Below are 14,240 nucleotides of genomic sequence, written 5' to 3'. Positions count from 1 at the left end.
CGATCTCGCGTTGAATCTCCTTCAATATGCGATTCTCACCCAGCTTGGTCCGTGGATTTCTGACTCAGTAAGATTAGAGCATGATCCGGAAAAGTGCGAAGCGGTTTTCCGAGAAAAATCATGCGCAAACAACAACCTGAAGCGCGATGACGATTCATCTCATCGCGCTTTAGTCGACTTCTCACAGTTGACGGGCCGCTCATCTTCCGGCTTTGATCCCGTTGCGTCGGCCGGGCAGGATGCCGAAGTGCCGCTTGCTCACGCCTGTGCCGCCGCCTGACGCTGCGCGGGCTCATGCCATGACCACCACGCGACGAACATTCCTCGCCGGCGCAGCTCTGCTCGCCGGCGCCGCCATGCGCAGCCGCGCCAACGACATTCCCGCACCCTCGCCCGACCAGCTCGAGCGCATCACGACCTTCTTCGACAACGAGGTCGTGGCCCGCCGGCTGCCAGGTGCGGTCATCCTGGTTCAGCAGCACGGCAAGCCGCTCTATCTGAAGAACTTTGGTGTGCGCGACGTCCGGACTGGCCTGGCCATGACGCCAGACACCATCTTCGCCATTCACTCCATGACCAAGCCGATCACGAGCTTGGGGGCGATGATGCTGATTGACGCGGGCAAGCTCGCACTCGCCGACCCGGTTTCGAAATACATCCCGTCCTTCGCCGATACCAAAGTTGGGTTGGAGGTCACCAATCCCGACGGCACGCTTGCCCTCGAGATGGTGCCGCCCAATCGTCCCGTGACCATCCAGGACCTGATGCGTCACACCTCCGGCATCAGCTACGACTATATCGGCGGCAAATGGGTCGAGCAGGCCTATCACAATGCGATGATCTTCGCCGGCCAGTTCGACAACCGCGAGTTCGCCGAGCGCATCGCGAGGCTGCCGCTGGCACGCCAGCCCGGCACGCTCTGGCGCTATGGCCATTCCACCGACGTACTCGGCCGCGTCATCGAGGTGATCTCGGGGCAGACACTTTACGAATATCTCAAGCAGAACGTGCTCGATCCGCTCGGCATGACCAGCACCAAGTTCGAGCTGACCTCGCACGACGAATTCAAGCGGATGGCGAGGCCGCTGCCGAACGACACCATCCTGCTCGACGCCGAGCGCGACCGTCTCGCCCATCCCGAATGGGAATCCGGCGGCGGCGGCCTGCTCTCAACCATCACCGACTATGGTCGATTTGCGCAGATGCTGCTCAACGGCGGCGAGCTCGACCGCAAGCGTTATCTCAGCCCCGCCGCCTTCAAGGACATGACGACGGACCACATCGGGCCGGGCTCGGGCGTCGATCGCGACTATTTCTATTTTCCGGGCGACGGCTTCGGCTACGGCTACGGCCTTGCGGTGCGCACCGATCCGGGCGATGCCAAGCCGCCGCCGCCAGGCTCGATCGGCGAACTGAAGTGGGATTCGGGCAGCGGCACCTATTTCGGCGTCGATCCAAAGCTCGACATGATCTACCTCATGATGCAGCAGACCCAGAATGAGCGCGGTCGCATCACGCCGGCCTTCAAGGCGCTCGTCTACGATGCCTACCCTGCCGAGCTACGCCGCCCGTGAGGCGCGCTGTCCGAACGTCGTCAGCAACTGCTCGATCTCACCCGCCGGGCGCGCCGCGCTGAACAGAAATCCCTGAACCTCGTTGCATCCTTCCGCGCGCAGCCAATCGAGCTGGTCCTCGGTCTCGACGCCTTCTGCCGTCGTCGTGATGTTGAGGCTGCGGCCTAGCCCCGAGATCGCGCGCACGATCGCGAGGCAGTCGGGGCGCTCTGCGAGATCCTTGACGAAGGACCGATCGATCTTGATCTTGTCGAAGGGGAAGCTGCGCAAATAGCTGAGGCTGGAATAGCCGGTGCCGAAATCGTCCATGGAGATGCCGACACCGAGCTCGCGCAACTGGTGCAAAGTGGCGAGGTTGGCATCGGTCTCGGCCAGGAAGATCGACTCGGTGATCTCCAGCTCGAGCCGCTTCGGCGCCAGCCCCGATTGTGCCAGCGCGGAGATCACGACCTGGACCAGGTTGCGGCTGCGGAATTGCGCCGGCGACAGGTTGACCGCGACCTTGATGTCGCGCGGCCATTTCACCGCCTCGCTGCACGCCTCGCGCAGCACCCACTCCCCGAGCTGGGTGATCAGCCCGATGTCCTCGGCCACCGGGATGAACTCGGCCGGCGAGATCATGCCCTTGTCCGGATGACGCCAGCGCAACAGGGATTCGAAACCCGAAATGCGGTCGGAGGCGATCGAAACCAGCGGCTGGTAATGCAGCTCGAGCTCGCCATTGGCAAACGCACGCCTGAGGTCGAGCTCCATGTCGCGCCGCCGCTGCGCTTGCAGATCCATCTCCTTCTCGAAGAAGTGGTGAGCGCCACCGCCGTTGGACTTGGCACGGTAGAGCGCCATGTCGGCATTGCGCATCAGTTCCTCCGACGTCGCGCCGTCGCCGGGCGACAGTGCGATGCCAATGCTGGCGCCGATCACCAACTCCAGGCCGTCGATGTCGTAGGGCGCGCTGAGCATCTCGATCAGGAGGCTCGCACAGGCGCCGGCCTCGTTCGGCGAGACGTCGGCGGCGAGGATCACGGCGAACTCGTCGCCGCCGAGGCGAGCGGCAAGGTTGGCGCCGCGAATTGCGATCGCCAGGCGCTCGGCGACCTCCTTCAGCAGGCGGTCGCCCACGGGATGGCCGAAGGAGTCGTTGACGGTCTTGAACAGGTCGAGATCGATGCAGAGCACGCCGACCCTCTTTCCACCGGCTTGATCGAGCGCCTGCTTCAGGCGCTCCTGGAAATGCTCGCGGTTCGCCAGATTGGTGAGCCCATCATGATGGGCCATGTAGGCAATGCGTGCCTCGGCCTTGCGCCGTTCGGTGATGTCGACCACCGCGACCAGATAGCCATCGCGGCCTTCGAACGTGACGCGGCGGCCAAAGGTCAGCACCTCGATCTCGCTGCCATCGGCGCGCAGGTGCCGCCAGTTGCGTGAGGAGCGATAGGCATCGCCGACGTGCTCTAGCGCCTCGGAATGGCTGTCCCATTCGTCCTGCGGCCAGATTTCCGGGAGGCTCATGCGCAGGAAGGCATCCCGGCCATAGCCATAGTGCTGAACCGCGGCGTCGTTGACGCTCAGGAAGCGTTTCGTCTCGGCGTCGAACACCCACATCGGCATCGGGTTGTTGTCGAAGAGCAGGCGGAACGACGCGTCGCGATGCTTCAGCGCAGTGACATCGGAGATCGTGAGCGACACGACGTCGGCAAAGGCGGTGGCGCTGAGCCGGAGATAGCGGCCGTCGCTCTCGATTTCGCGCTGCTCGCTACGGCCGCCGGAGATGGCTGCAAGCAGAAGCTCCACGACATCCGGTGCTCCGAGGATCGTGCCCGCCTCTCCGAGTCGGCGCCACAACAGGCTTCCGCTCGCGACCTTCAGGAGCAACTCCGCACTTCTGTTGTGATGCACGACCTGGAAGTCGAAGACCCTCGCATCGGCTTCGCGCAGCGCGCCAAGCGATACCACCGCGTCGTCGGTCGCAGAGAAGATCGCATCGAGGAGATTATATTGCCCACCGCACTCGTTGACGTAAGTCCCGATCAGCATGGCGCCCCAGCGCGAGGCGGTCGGCAGCGCCAGCACGTCGTAGGTCTTGACCATGCCGTCGCGTACGCAATGCGCGCGTCCGTGATACGGGCGGCCGTTTCGCAGTGCGTTCCCCGCGACTTCCGCAAGCGCGGTGGCGCAATCGGGCGGCAGGGCTGCCACCGGAACATCCCAACGCTCGTCGCCGAGCCATGTCTGCACGTAGCGTCCACTGCGCGACAGTTCGAGCGCACCATCATTCCGCAGCAGCGCAATGTGGTCGGCGAGCCGCCCGAGGCTACCGAGCATGACGTCCTCATAGCGCGGCAACCGTTCGCCCGGCCGCAACGCGGCGTGCCATTTGCGCTGAAGCACCGGGATGTCGTCGAACATTTCGGTGGCCGGCTTGCCCGGCGCCTTCTTCGCGGCACTCATCGTAGTCCCCAACGCGCTATCCCAACGCATCCAAGGCAGGCGCACTTAATGGCGTGTAAAGAGTCGTTGTGTGCAGTGCCCAATCGGCGATTGTGACAGTTCTAAGTCACACGATGGTTTAGCGCGCGTTAGGGACTGTGACAGTTTCGTTTCGCTTTCCTGGGTTTGCACCCGGACGATGGTGGAGAGCTGTCGCGCATCCTGCCTCCAAGCACCGTCCTTGCGAGCGCAATGTCAGCCCGCCAGCCGCTCGATCACGAGATCGAGCAGCGCGCGCAGCCGGGAGAGCCGCCGCAGGTCGCGATGATAGCCGACGAAGGTATCGCGGCCGGGCGGCGCCTCGCCAATGTCGAGCGCGACGAGCCTGCGGTCGCGATCGCCGAGGAGCCGCGGCAACACGGCCAAACCGCCGCCGCCGGCACAGAGCTCGGCCTGAACCTCGCGATTGTTGCTGCGAAAGCCGATTTCGGCGTTCGGCAGTGTGCGCTTCAGCCAGGTGGCGTCGGGCATGCTGGCGAAGTCCGCATTCATCGTCACCACGCGCGCGCCGCGCCCGTCGCCCGCCCGCGGCGGCTTGCTGCCCTTGCGCCCGTACAGCGCGTAGGGAATGTGCAGCAGCTTCCGCGAAATCACCTCGGGCTCGTCGAACGCGGTGATACGGAAGACGAGATCGGCCTCGCGGTGCGACAGGCCGTAAAGTCGGGCATCGGTGAGCAGCTCGACCACGACTTTGGGGTGGCGCTTGCCAAATTCCGCGATGACCGGCGACAACATGTAGGTTCCGAACCAGTCCGACGAGGAGACGCGCAGCAATCCATCGAGCTGCGCTTCCGCACCGGACAGCCGCCGCTCCAGCGTCATCGCCTCCTCCTCGATTCGTTCGGCATGCCGAAGTACGGCCGACCCTTCATCGGTGAGGACGAAGCCATCGGCCGTGCGCTGGAACAGCGTCTGGCCGAGCGCCTTCTCGAGCGCGCGCAGCCGTCGCCCCATGGTCGGCTGGGTCTGGCCGATTTTTCGCGCGGCAGCGCCGAGCGTTCCTTGGCGTGCGATCGCAAGAAAGATGCGCAGGTCGCTCCATTCCATGCGGCTCACCATGGTCATTCAAGAATGCATGGATAGCGTACGTTCTTGTTCATTTTCATGCAAAAAAATAATGCCGATCTTGCAGACCGGACAACGGAGCGAGATGGCGATGACAACGACACCCGATATGCGCGCAGCGGTCCTCGAGAAGCATGGCGTGCCGCTTCGCATCACCCGAATCTCCACGCCCGCGATCGGCCCCAACGAGGTCCTCGTCCGCGTGATGGTGAGCGGAGTCAATCCGCTGGACACAAAGATCCATGCAGGCACCGCGGCTCACGCGCGCCATCCGCTGCCTGCAATCCTCGGGATCGATGTCGCCGGCGCGGTCGAGCACGTGGGCGCGGCGGTGACGCGCTTCAGTCCGGGCGATGAAGTATACGGGATGATCGGTGGTGTCGGCGGCGTCCAGGGCTCGCTAGCCGAATTCGCTGCGGTGGATGCAGATCTGCTGGCGTTGAAGCCTGCCAATCTCAGCATGCGGGAGGCGACCGCCCTGCCCCTCATCTTCATCACCGCCTGGGAGGGCCTAGTCGACCGGGCCAGAGTTTCACCCGGCAGCAAGGTCCTGATTCACGGCGGTGCCGGCGGCGTCGGCCATGTCGCGATCCAACTCGCACATGCGGCCGGCGCGGAGGTGTTTGCCACCGGCTCCAAGGCGCAGCGCACTTACATCGAAAGTCTCGGCGCGACCTTCATCGACCGCGACGAGACTGTCGAGGCTTACGTTGCGCGGCACACGGCGGAGCGCGGTTTCGATATCGTCTACGACACCGTCGGCGGAGCCGTGCTCGACACCTCCTTCACTGCCGTACGCCGCTTCGGCCATGTGGTGAGCGCGCTCGGCTGGGGCACGCATTCGCTGGCACCGCTGTCGTTCCGTGCAGCAACCTATTCCGGCGTGTTCACGCTACTGCCTCTGCTGACCGGCGAAGGCCGCGCACATCACGGCGATATCCTGGCGGAAGCGACCCGCCTTGCCGAAGCGGGCAAGCTCGTGCCGCTGCTCGATCCCCGCCGCTTCACGCTTCAGACCGTCGCCGACGCCTACGCGCTGATCCGCGACCGCGGCGCCAAGGGCAAGCTGATCGTCGAACTCTGAGCCGGCAAGATAGACAATCTTGCAGCGCTTCATGGTCCCGCGCCTTCCCAGGCTGGGCTGCGGCCCGCTAGTCCTCGCTCGAGGCCGCCGACCGATTGTTCAAGTAGGCCTGGGACAGGAGGAAGAACAGCGCGCGTTCACCCTGATACTTGGCCGCCGGACGGGTGCGCTCGAAGCCGTCGGCAAACAGTTTGCCTGACTGGTCGCAAACCTGCCACCGCCAGCCAAATCGCTTGCGTCTCGTAAGGACCACTTCGAACATGCCGTCGGGCTGCGCCCCCTGCTCGTTGCCGGCCACGCGCGGCGAACATAGACGACCCGCGCATCCCGCCCCCTTGGACGGATGTCAGAGATATAACGCAGCAGGAGCGAAAGAGAACAAAATTGATTATCGGAATTACGTCGCGGGTGCGGTGTTTCCCAAAGCCTTGCACTTGAAGACGTTTTTGGCAGCGCTTTCGCACACGCACCCAAATCAAAACACAGGGCGGGATGACCGGTGAGCAGAGACTCACCGGTCAATCCCCATGCTGAGCCTCAGCGGCCAACTAGCGCCTGCTGCAAATGCGCCGGATAGCGATCGCCTTCGGTGACGCTGACGAGATGTCGATGGCACGGCGATCGGTGTTCGTCTGTGTGACGGCACTGATGTTCTGCTCTCTTGGCTCCGAAAATCGGCACGATCCAGGGCTTTTGCGCCAACAACCAGGCGAGCGCGATCTGCGCCTTTCGCGAGCGCGCCGAGCAGGTGGATCAGCCTGGCTGACCTTTTCGTGCGCTGAATGAGAAGCGCGGTACGATATTGCCCCCTGCCTTCGCCGTGCTGGTCGAGGGACTGCGCTACCGGGGTTTAGCGCGCGACGACTTCGACTTCGCCGTCGACGCCGTTGACGACGTTGAAGCCGCGCTCATAGACCTTGCCCTCGTTCTTGGCGATGGCGCGGTATTCGCCTTCAGAGAGCACGACGCGCGGGAAGGCGCCGATCGATTCCTTGATCACGTCGCCGCCGGGGGTGAGCACCGACCAGGCGGTGTTGGCGAGCGCCTCGCCGCCCTTGTCGCTGACAAGCTTCAGCGTGATCACGGCGGCGCGGTGGGTGATGGTCACGTCCGTGAGCTTGCCAGCCTGCACGCGGATGTCGGATCGCACCACCGAGTTGGCGTCGCCATAGTTGGAGATGATGTAGTAGGTGCCCTCAGGCAGCAGGACGACGTCGCCGGCGGCGACGTTCGGTACCAACGAGGAGCGCTCGCCGCCTTCGAACTGGCTGCCCTTGTAGATCGCGAACGAGATCTGGTTTTGTGGAATGCGGCTGGTGCCGACGCGGCCCTCGATGCGCAGGCCTCCCGCCGGCAGCACGAAGGCCTCGCGGTCAGTCTCCGCCTTCAGACTCACCGTACGCACCGCGCTGACGAGGCCGAAGGCGACGTGCACGACGTAATTGCCGGGCGGCAGCACGATGTTGGGCGTGGCGTTGCGGTCCTCGCGGATCAGCTTGAAGGTGCCGTTCTCGTCGGGGCGGTCGGCAAACACCCGCCACACCAGCCCGCTGGTGATCGGCGGCAGATCCTTGCCGTATTTCGCGGTCAGCGACAGCACGGCCTGGCCGGGCGCCGCCGCCCCCATGGGCGCGGCGGGCGGGACCGTCGAGACCGAGGGCGGGATCGTGGGAGAAGCCGGCTGCGTCAGCGTCGGCGGCAGGCTCGGCGGCGCCGCCCCCGGACCCGAGGGCGGCGCGAGGCTGACGGCCGCGCCGGGATCGGGCACGGCGGCCGGCGGCACCGGCGGCGGGCGATCAGAGAACAATTGCGCGTGAGCGGCACCCCCGCCAAGCAAGCAGGCAAGCAAAACGCCCGGCAGCAGCCATCCGCTGCGCCGCCATCGTTTGATGCCGTCACCCCCGAAAATCATGCAACCTGCTTTTCACCGAAAACGCGGCAAATTCAAGCCACTGGAACCCCGGGAAACACCTGTTTTTGGAACAGGCGGAACCTTAAATGGTTAGTCCCGCGGCAACCGGCCATCGCCATACTCCTGCCCAGCGCGCTCACCAAAGCAGCATAAACCATGCTTCGCTGTGTTTCTGGCGGGGCGGGATTGCGGTGCCTAATCTGGTCAGCGTTAGTCGGGTCGTAAGCGTCAGTCGGGTCGTAGGAGATCGTCGGTGCTGGATATGTTGAAGGGTCGCGGCGCGAATGGCTCCAACGGCGCGAACGGCGAAAAGGTGGGGCTCGGCAGCATTCGCCGGCCGGTCATCGGCCTTGCGCTCGGCGGCGGTGCTGCGCGCGGTTTCGCCCACATCGGTATCTTGAAGACGTTGCTGGCCAACGGCATCGTGCCGAACGTGGTGGTCGGCACCTCGATAGGTGCGGTCATCGGCGGCGCCTATGCGGCCGGCCATCTCGACACGCTTGAGGACTGGGCGCGCAGCTTCCAGGGCGTACGCAACATCCTCTCCTATCTCGACATCCGCCTCAATGGCTCCGGCCTGATCGGCGGCGAGAAGCTCGCAACCCGGCTCGAGGCAGCGATCGGCCAGACCCTGATCGAGGATCTGCCGATCAAGTTTGCTACAGTCGCCACGGAAGTCCGCACCGGCCACGAGATCTGGCTGACACGCGGCCGCATGGTCGAGGCGATGCGCGCATCCTATGCGCTGCCTGGCATCTTCTCCCCCGTGCTGATCGGCGATCGCTGGCTGGTTGATGGCGCGCTGGTCAACCCAGTGCCGGTCTCAGCGGCGCGGGCGCTGGGCGCGGAAATCGTCATCGCGGCAAATCTTTCGAGCGACATCTTCACCCATTCCACGACCATCTATTCGCATGGCGCGATGCCCGCTCCGGTCGAGTCGCCGGCAACCGAGGACGCCGCGGCAAAGGACGCCGCCAAGCGCCGCTTCCCGAGGCTTTTCTCGCCCGAGCGCACAATGAAGCGCGAGTTCTTCGGCGGCGGCGGACGGCCCGGCATCTCCTCGGTGATGGTGGATGCCTTCAACATCATGCAGGACCGCATCACCCGCGCGCGCCTTGCAGGCGATCCGCCGGACATGCTGATCACACCGCGGGTCGGCCAGATCGGCTGGTTCGACTTCCACCGCGCCGACGATCTGATCGCGTTCGGCACGCGCGCCGCCGAGCGCGCGATCGACTCCATCCAGGAGGCGATCCACGTGCTGGCGCCGGCGCCGGATGGCACCGCGCCCAAAACTGACCAGAACAAGGCCGGCGAGAAAGTCGGCGAATAAGGCTCAGGCTGTCTTGATGTAGTCGCGCAGGGCTTCCTGCTCGGTCTCGTATTCGCGCACACGCCATTTGACGATGTCGCCGATCGAGATCAGGCCAACAACCTTGCCATTATCGATGACCGGCAGGTGTCGGAACTTGCCTGTGGTCATCATCTCCATGATCTCGGCGACCGTGTCAGTCTCCTTGCAGGTCACGACCTTGCGGGTCATGACGCTCGAGACCGGTTCCTCCAGCACGCCGGCGCCCCGCTCGCCCAGCACGCGCACGATGTCGCGCTCCGACAGGATGCCTTCCAGCCGGCTTTGATTCATCACCAGAACCGCGCCGATCTTCTTCTCGCCAAGCAGCTTGATTGCGGCCGACATCTTTGCGTCGGGCTCGACATTCATGATCTGATGGCCCTTGGTGTTGAGGATAGAACGTACCGTCATTGCCGCCTCCCTGAATCCGACCCAGCCCTCTAAGCTTGGGCCGGACTTGTTCGCGAGTCTTCAACTAACAGTCTCAATGCCGGTTTCGTTGTCAGGCGCTGCGCGAAGCAGGGCCGCTACCGGCTTGTCGTATAACGACATTCTTCGCATGAGATGATGGATGAAATCGCTCCATCCCGCAAGCGCCGCTTCAAATGCGATCTGAAATGTCCTGTGATGACGCATCTGCAGTATCGGGACGCGCGCGCGGCACGGGGTCGAACAGCGAGAACAGCAGAAGGCCTGCGAAGAAGCCGCCGATATGCGCCTGCCAGGCGACGGTTGCACCCTCCGTATCGACCCCGATGGCCCCGATGCCGAAGATGATGTTGACGCCGAACCACACCGCGAGAAAGCCCATAACCCGCCCGTCGCGCAGAGCTCGCGACAGCGGCAGCGCCGGCACCTTTGCCGCCGTGTCGGCATCGCTGCGGCTGAAGGACAGGAAGCTGCCGCGCACGAAGGCAAAGCGGATCGCCGCCGCCATGGCGCCGGATACCGACGCCGACGCCCCGATCATCGGCACCACCGCATGCTCATGGGTGAGCAGATGAGCAAGCGCGCCCGCCGCCGCCGTCATCGCCAGGAACAGGTAGAAGCGCACCGGCCCAAAGCGCCGCGCCAGCGCGCTACCGAACGGCAACAGCCACAGCACATTGAAGCCGAGATGGGTAAGATTGGCGTGGAGCAGAGAATAGGTGACGAAGGTCCATACCTTCGCACCGGTGCCGCCGGGGATCGAAAGATTGAGCAGCGAGGAATCGTAGCGCTTCGGGATGAAGCCGAATACGTCAATGGTCCAGTTTTCGAGCTCCGGCGGCAGCAGTACCCGCAGATGGATCACCACCAGCAGCGCGACGTAGGCCGTCAGCGCGCGCGGCAGCGTCAAAACCGGCTCGCGCCGCGCGTCGTGAAGTGCGGCCGGCTCATCCGGCGGAGAATTAGGCGGGGCGTCCAAGGGATTTTGGCTTTCAAAGCGCGAACAAGGCGACAAGCGTGGAGATAGTCGCCTTTGCCCACCCCGTGCAAGTGCACAAAAGGAAAAGGGAGGGCCCTGGGAAAGCCCTCCCTGTCCATGTCGGCCTTCCGGAACTTGGAGGAAAAGGGATTATCCCCACCCCTCCCCGCGGCCCGTGACCAAACTGTTTGACGCCTTGTGTGTACAGGCCCCGCCGAGAACCTGGAAAAGCGGCGAAGCTTGCGACCGCGGCAACCATAGCAGCCGTGCGAACGGGTTAAAGTCCATCGTTAATTTAACGTTAACGACGCAAAGGCCCGCCCCAGGGGGCCAAAAACGCGTCAGCGGCATGGACGCTGCAAATCCGCTCCTGCACAACAAAGAAGGGGACCCGAGGTGCACTGAAGCGGGACAAGTCTGTCCCACGACGTGCGGCCGAGGGGGAGCGTAGAGTCATGAAACATCCGTCGAGTCGCGAATTCTTCGCCTACTGGGATGATAAGCGCGGCACCGCGCGGGCGCCTGATCGTGCCGATATCGATCCGGCCGCTGTCCGCGGCCTGCTCGGCGACATCTTTGTCCTGTCCTGCGAGCCGACGCTTGGCTTCCCCTTCCGCGTCGCCGGCACGCGCGTCTGCGCGCTCGCCGGACGCGATCTCAAGGACCAGAGCTTTGCCGCGCTGTTTACGGGCCGAAGCCGCACCGAAATCGAGGAGATCACTGCCATCGTCGCCGAGGAAACGCTCGGCGCCATCGCCGGCCTCACTGCGACACGGCAAGACGGCACGCACGCACATCTCGAGCTCTTGCTTCTGCCCTTCAACGCCCGTCCGCATACACCGGTGAGCGTCACCGGCGTGCTCGCCCCGTTCGATGACGAATATGGTGCACTTGGCGAATTCGCCCTCACCTCGTGGCGCTATCTGCACCAGCCGGAAAAGCTGTTGCCCCGCGCCATTCGCAAGCTGCAGATCGCGCGCGGATTGATGGTATATGAGGGGCTGAGATAGGCGCCCGCCCCGGGCGCGCTGGAAGCAACGTGCAATCACATTGGCGCTGCGCCAAGCCCTCCGATCTGCCGGCGATCATCGCGATCGCGGCGGCCATCCATCCCGATCTGCCGGAACGCGCGGACGTGCTGGCGGAGAAGATGAGCTTGTTTCCGGAGGGCTGCCGAATGCTCACCGCAGGAGACGACGTCTTTGGCTACGGCATCGCTCATCCCTGGACGCTCCACCAGATTCCGCCGCTCGACGACTACCTGCAAAAACTGCCGCCCGCGCCGGACTGCCTCTACTTGCATGACGTCGCGGTGATGCCCGCCTCGCGCGGCAATCGCGTTGCGACATCGTACATCGAGACGCTCGCACGCCTGGCGCGCGCGAACGGAATCGAACATCTCGCGCTCGTCTCCGTCTACGACACCGCTTCATTCTGGTCGCGCCATGATTTTCGCGTGATCGCGCCCGATGCGGCGTTGCGCATCAAGCTGGCATCCTATGGAGAGGGCGCAAGATACATGGTCCGCGATCTCAATCAGCGCGGTTTGCGCGGCGCCTAGTGTGGCGCAGTGTGCAGGCCTGCCGTCGCCGCGGATCGTTCACGTTGCCGTGTAGCCGCTCGAACCGGTCTTCATCCGACCCCGTCCAACGGCTGAGCGGGCCGTTCCGGGCTTCGCCGAACCGAAGGCTGGAGAATTCCGATGTTTACGAAATCCAGATTGACGGCAATTGCATTGATCAGTTTCGCTGCGACGACCGCGATGGCCACGACCAACGCCAGCGCATTCCACGAGCGCGTTTCGACCTGCGACGTCTTCTTCCTTGCGGGGTGTGGCGCAATTCCTCCGACCGTCGCCCTGGAAGGTCGGCGAATCGTTCGCCTGCCGACGCCTCCCCGCGACACGTCCCCGACCTACATGAAGCAGACCGATCCCCGCTACAGCTCCGCAATGAATAACGCCGGAGGAGGTGGAGGTGGTGGCGGAGGCGGAGGTGGTAGCGGCGGTGGTGGCGGCGGCCGCTGAGTTCACCTGACATGACCAAACACGACGCCGCCGGCGTGCCCCGGCGGCGTCGTCTTCTTTCGCTCGCGAGGGAATGAAAGCTTCTCTTCGCCGCTTCGTGTAGGCTCTGCACAACCGGATCTCTCGAGGATGCGCGCGTGACCTCCTCCATCAAGCGGCAGTGCGGCGACTGCACGCTGTGCTGCAAGGTGATGGCGATCGAGGCGCTGTCCAAGCCCGTGAACGTGTGGTGCGCGCATTGCCGGCCTGGCCGCGGCTGCTCGATCTACGCTGAACGACCAGCCGAATGCGAAAGCTTCAGCTGCCTCTGGCTCGTCAATGATCTCCTCGACGAGCAATGGAAACCAAGCAGATCAAAGCTCGTTCTGACAACGTCGGAAGACGGTCTCGAGGTCAGGTGCGACCCAGGCTTTCCCAACGCCTGGCGCAACCAGCCCTATGCCGCGAAAATCCGCGATTGGGCGGGCGCGGGCGAGACGAACGACATGACAGTAGTCGTGATCGTCGGCCGGCGCATGATTCTCGTCGCGCCGGATCGGGAGTTCGATCTGGGGATCGTCGGACCGGACGAACGGATCGTGCGAGAACTCGAAGGCACCAAGGTGGTTGGCGCGACGGTGGCGAAGGAGACCGACCTTGGACGCACGTAACGGCGACAAGCCAGACGGGCATTGCCGGCACGCTCCTAAAGCGCGACGAGATTAGGATGAAGTCATCGCGCTTGGCCTCGACCAGAAAGGCAGCGAGATCGCTCAGAACATTCGGATGCGGGATCAAAATCGTCCCCCCTTCGGCCGCGAACTGGTCCACGAATCTGCCGCCGCAGCGCCGGCCCTTTTCGAATCCTAATCAATTCCGCAGACGCAGGCTCACCCTCCTCCGCGTAACCGTAAGCCCTGCCCTGATCATCGCCGGCATCTCGCCGCGAACGAGGTTGCTGGTACCGCGCCGCCAAGTGGTGGCGCGCGGCAGCTTGTTCTCGATCACGGACGCTGTCGTGGATGCGATCCTTGGCTCCAGCGTGTGAGTTGGTTGCGCGGCCGGCCCTCCGCCCCCCGGGACTGCAACCAACGAGACCGTGAGCCGTTTACTTCGCGCAATTCCTCGACCTACGGAGGTTTCTCATGGTCAAAAAGGCGCTTTTCGCGCTCGGCGTTGCTGCGATCCTTGCTCTCGCACCGGGCGCTGCTTCCGCACAGCGTGGCTTTCATGGCGGATTTGCAGGTGGAGGATGGCACGGTGGCGGCTGGGGCGGAGGGTGGCGTGGAGGCGGCTGGGGCTGGCGCGGACCGGCCGTGGGCCTTGGCGTCGGCTTAGGGCTCGCCAGTGC

15 protein-coding genes are annotated in these 14,240 nt (G+C 64.2%); 9 read left to right on the top strand and 6 right to left on the bottom strand.

Going from position 1 to position 14,240, the window contains the following annotated elements:
• On the top strand, positions 1-280 hold a 280-nt coding region (locus SO180_RS39850; RefSeq protein ID WP_449384258.1), incomplete at its 5' end, for a hypothetical protein.
• A gap of 19 nt (positions 281-299) precedes the next feature.
• Positions 300-1,574, top strand: a complete 1,275-nt coding sequence (locus tag SO180_RS39845) for a serine hydrolase domain-containing protein (protein ID WP_449384257.1) — start codon at positions 300-302, stop codon at positions 1,572-1,574.
• Here SO180_RS39845 and SO180_RS39840 read toward each other — a convergent pair.
• Together SO180_RS39840 and SO180_RS39835 are read right to left on the bottom strand one after the other, a co-directional pair.
• Entirely contained in the window at positions 1,560-4,022 is a 2,463-nt protein-coding gene (locus tag SO180_RS39840) for a putative bifunctional diguanylate cyclase/phosphodiesterase (RefSeq protein WP_449384256.1), read from the bottom strand. The two genes, SO180_RS39845 and SO180_RS39840, sit on opposite strands and share 15 nt — an antisense overlap.
• Before the next feature lie 234 nt (positions 4,023-4,256).
• On the bottom strand, positions 4,257-5,108 hold the full coding sequence (locus tag SO180_RS39835) for a LysR family transcriptional regulator (RefSeq protein ID WP_449384260.1): 852 nt from the start codon (positions 5,106-5,108) through the stop codon (positions 4,257-4,259).
• A 127-nt stretch (positions 5,109-5,235) separates the two neighbouring features.
• On the opposite strand from SO180_RS39835, the gene SO180_RS39830 reads away from it, so the two are divergent.
• The gene (locus SO180_RS39830; RefSeq protein WP_449384259.1) at positions 5,236-6,210 is read left to right on the top strand and encodes a zinc-dependent alcohol dehydrogenase family protein; all 975 of its coding nucleotides are present in this window, start codon (positions 5,236-5,238) and stop codon (positions 6,208-6,210) included.
• Positions 6,211-6,277: 67 nt separating this feature from the next.
• On the opposite strand, the gene SO180_RS39825 is transcribed toward SO180_RS39830, so the two are convergent.
• Positions 6,278-6,472: a hypothetical protein gene (locus tag SO180_RS39825; RefSeq protein WP_027525651.1), complete on the bottom strand. Its 195-nt coding sequence runs from the start codon at positions 6,470-6,472 to the stop codon at positions 6,278-6,280.
• A gap of 588 nt (positions 6,473-7,060) precedes the next feature.
• Positions 7,061-8,122: a hypothetical protein gene (locus tag SO180_RS39820; RefSeq protein WP_449384255.1), complete on the bottom strand. Its 1,062-nt coding sequence runs from the start codon at positions 8,120-8,122 to the stop codon at positions 7,061-7,063.
• 253 nt (positions 8,123-8,375) lie between these two features.
• Between SO180_RS39820 and SO180_RS39815 the strand changes: the two genes are divergently transcribed.
• A complete protein-coding gene (locus tag SO180_RS39815; RefSeq protein ID WP_449384254.1) occupies positions 8,376-9,455 on the top strand; it encodes a patatin-like phospholipase family protein in 1,080 nt (359 codons plus the stop codon).
• A 3-nt stretch (positions 9,456-9,458) separates the two neighbouring features.
• Here SO180_RS39815 and SO180_RS39810 read toward each other — a convergent pair whose 3' ends face one another.
• Positions 9,459-9,887 carry a CBS domain-containing protein gene (locus SO180_RS39810; protein WP_449384253.1) on the bottom strand — a complete coding sequence of 143 codons (429 nt, stop codon included), beginning with the start codon at positions 9,885-9,887 and terminating at the stop codon, positions 9,459-9,461.
• A gap of 190 nt (positions 9,888-10,077) precedes the next feature.
• Positions 10,078-10,884 (bottom strand): rhomboid family intramembrane serine protease, encoded by an 807-nt coding sequence (locus SO180_RS39805; RefSeq protein ID WP_449384252.1) that lies wholly within the window; start codon positions 10,882-10,884, stop codon positions 10,078-10,080.
• A 455-nt stretch (positions 10,885-11,339) separates the two neighbouring features.
• Here SO180_RS39805 and SO180_RS39800 point away from each other — a divergent pair, with 455 nt between their 5' ends.
• The 5 genes from SO180_RS39800 to SO180_RS39780 form a co-directional block, all read left to right on the top strand.
• A complete protein-coding gene (locus SO180_RS39800) occupies positions 11,340-11,894 on the top strand; it encodes a PAS domain-containing protein (protein ID WP_449384251.1) in 555 nt (184 codons plus the stop codon).
• A gap of 29 nt (positions 11,895-11,923) precedes the next feature.
• On the top strand, positions 11,924-12,445 hold the full coding sequence (locus SO180_RS39795) for a GNAT family N-acetyltransferase (RefSeq protein ID WP_449384250.1): 522 nt from the start codon (positions 11,924-11,926) through the stop codon (positions 12,443-12,445).
• A gap of 141 nt (positions 12,446-12,586) precedes the next feature.
• Positions 12,587-12,910, top strand: a complete 324-nt coding sequence (locus tag SO180_RS39790) for a hypothetical protein (RefSeq protein WP_449384249.1) — start codon at positions 12,587-12,589, stop codon at positions 12,908-12,910.
• Positions 12,911-13,047: 137 nt separating this feature from the next.
• Complete coding sequence (locus SO180_RS39785; RefSeq protein WP_449384248.1) at positions 13,048-13,560, top strand: hypothetical protein; 513 nt, start codon at positions 13,048-13,050, stop codon at positions 13,558-13,560.
• A 474-nt stretch (positions 13,561-14,034) separates the two neighbouring features.
• Positions 14,035-14,240: hypothetical protein (locus tag SO180_RS39780; protein WP_449384247.1), on the top strand; the 206-nt coding region annotated here is incomplete at its 3' end.

The sequence above is a fragment of the Bradyrhizobium sp. UFLA05-112 genome (genome assembly GCF_053572325.1).
The sequence above is the reverse complement of the archived record's forward strand: the minus strand, read 5'-3'. Positions and strand labels throughout refer to the sequence as shown.

Bases quoted from the DNA above. Each gene is read 5' to 3' on its own strand.
- SO180_RS39835 (WP_449384260.1), bottom strand. From the start codon at position 5,108: ATGGAATGGAGCGACCTGCGCATCTTTCTTGCGATCGCACGCCAAGGA.
- SO180_RS39845 (WP_449384257.1), top strand. From the start codon at position 300: ATGACCACCACGCGACGAACATTCCTCGCCGGCGCAGCTCTGCTCGCC.
- SO180_RS39830 (WP_449384259.1), top strand. From the start codon at position 5,236: ATGCGCGCAGCGGTCCTCGAGAAGCATGGCGTGCCGCTTCGCATCACC.
- SO180_RS39840 (WP_449384256.1), bottom strand. From the start codon at position 4,022: ATGAGTGCCGCGAAGAAGGCGCCGGGCAAGCCGGCCACCGAAATGTTC.
- SO180_RS39820 (WP_449384255.1), bottom strand. From the start codon at position 8,122: ATGATTTTCGGGGGTGACGGCATCAAACGATGGCGGCGCAGCGGATGG.
- SO180_RS39825 (WP_027525651.1), bottom strand. From the start codon at position 6,472: ATGTTCGAAGTGGTCCTTACGAGACGCAAGCGATTTGGCTGGCGGTGG.
- SO180_RS39810 (WP_449384253.1), bottom strand. From the start codon at position 9,887: ATGACGGTACGTTCTATCCTCAACACCAAGGGCCATCAGATCATGAAT.
- SO180_RS39790 (WP_449384249.1), top strand. From the start codon at position 12,587: ATGTTTACGAAATCCAGATTGACGGCAATTGCATTGATCAGTTTCGCT.
- SO180_RS39800 (WP_449384251.1), top strand. From the start codon at position 11,340: ATGAAACATCCGTCGAGTCGCGAATTCTTCGCCTACTGGGATGATAAG.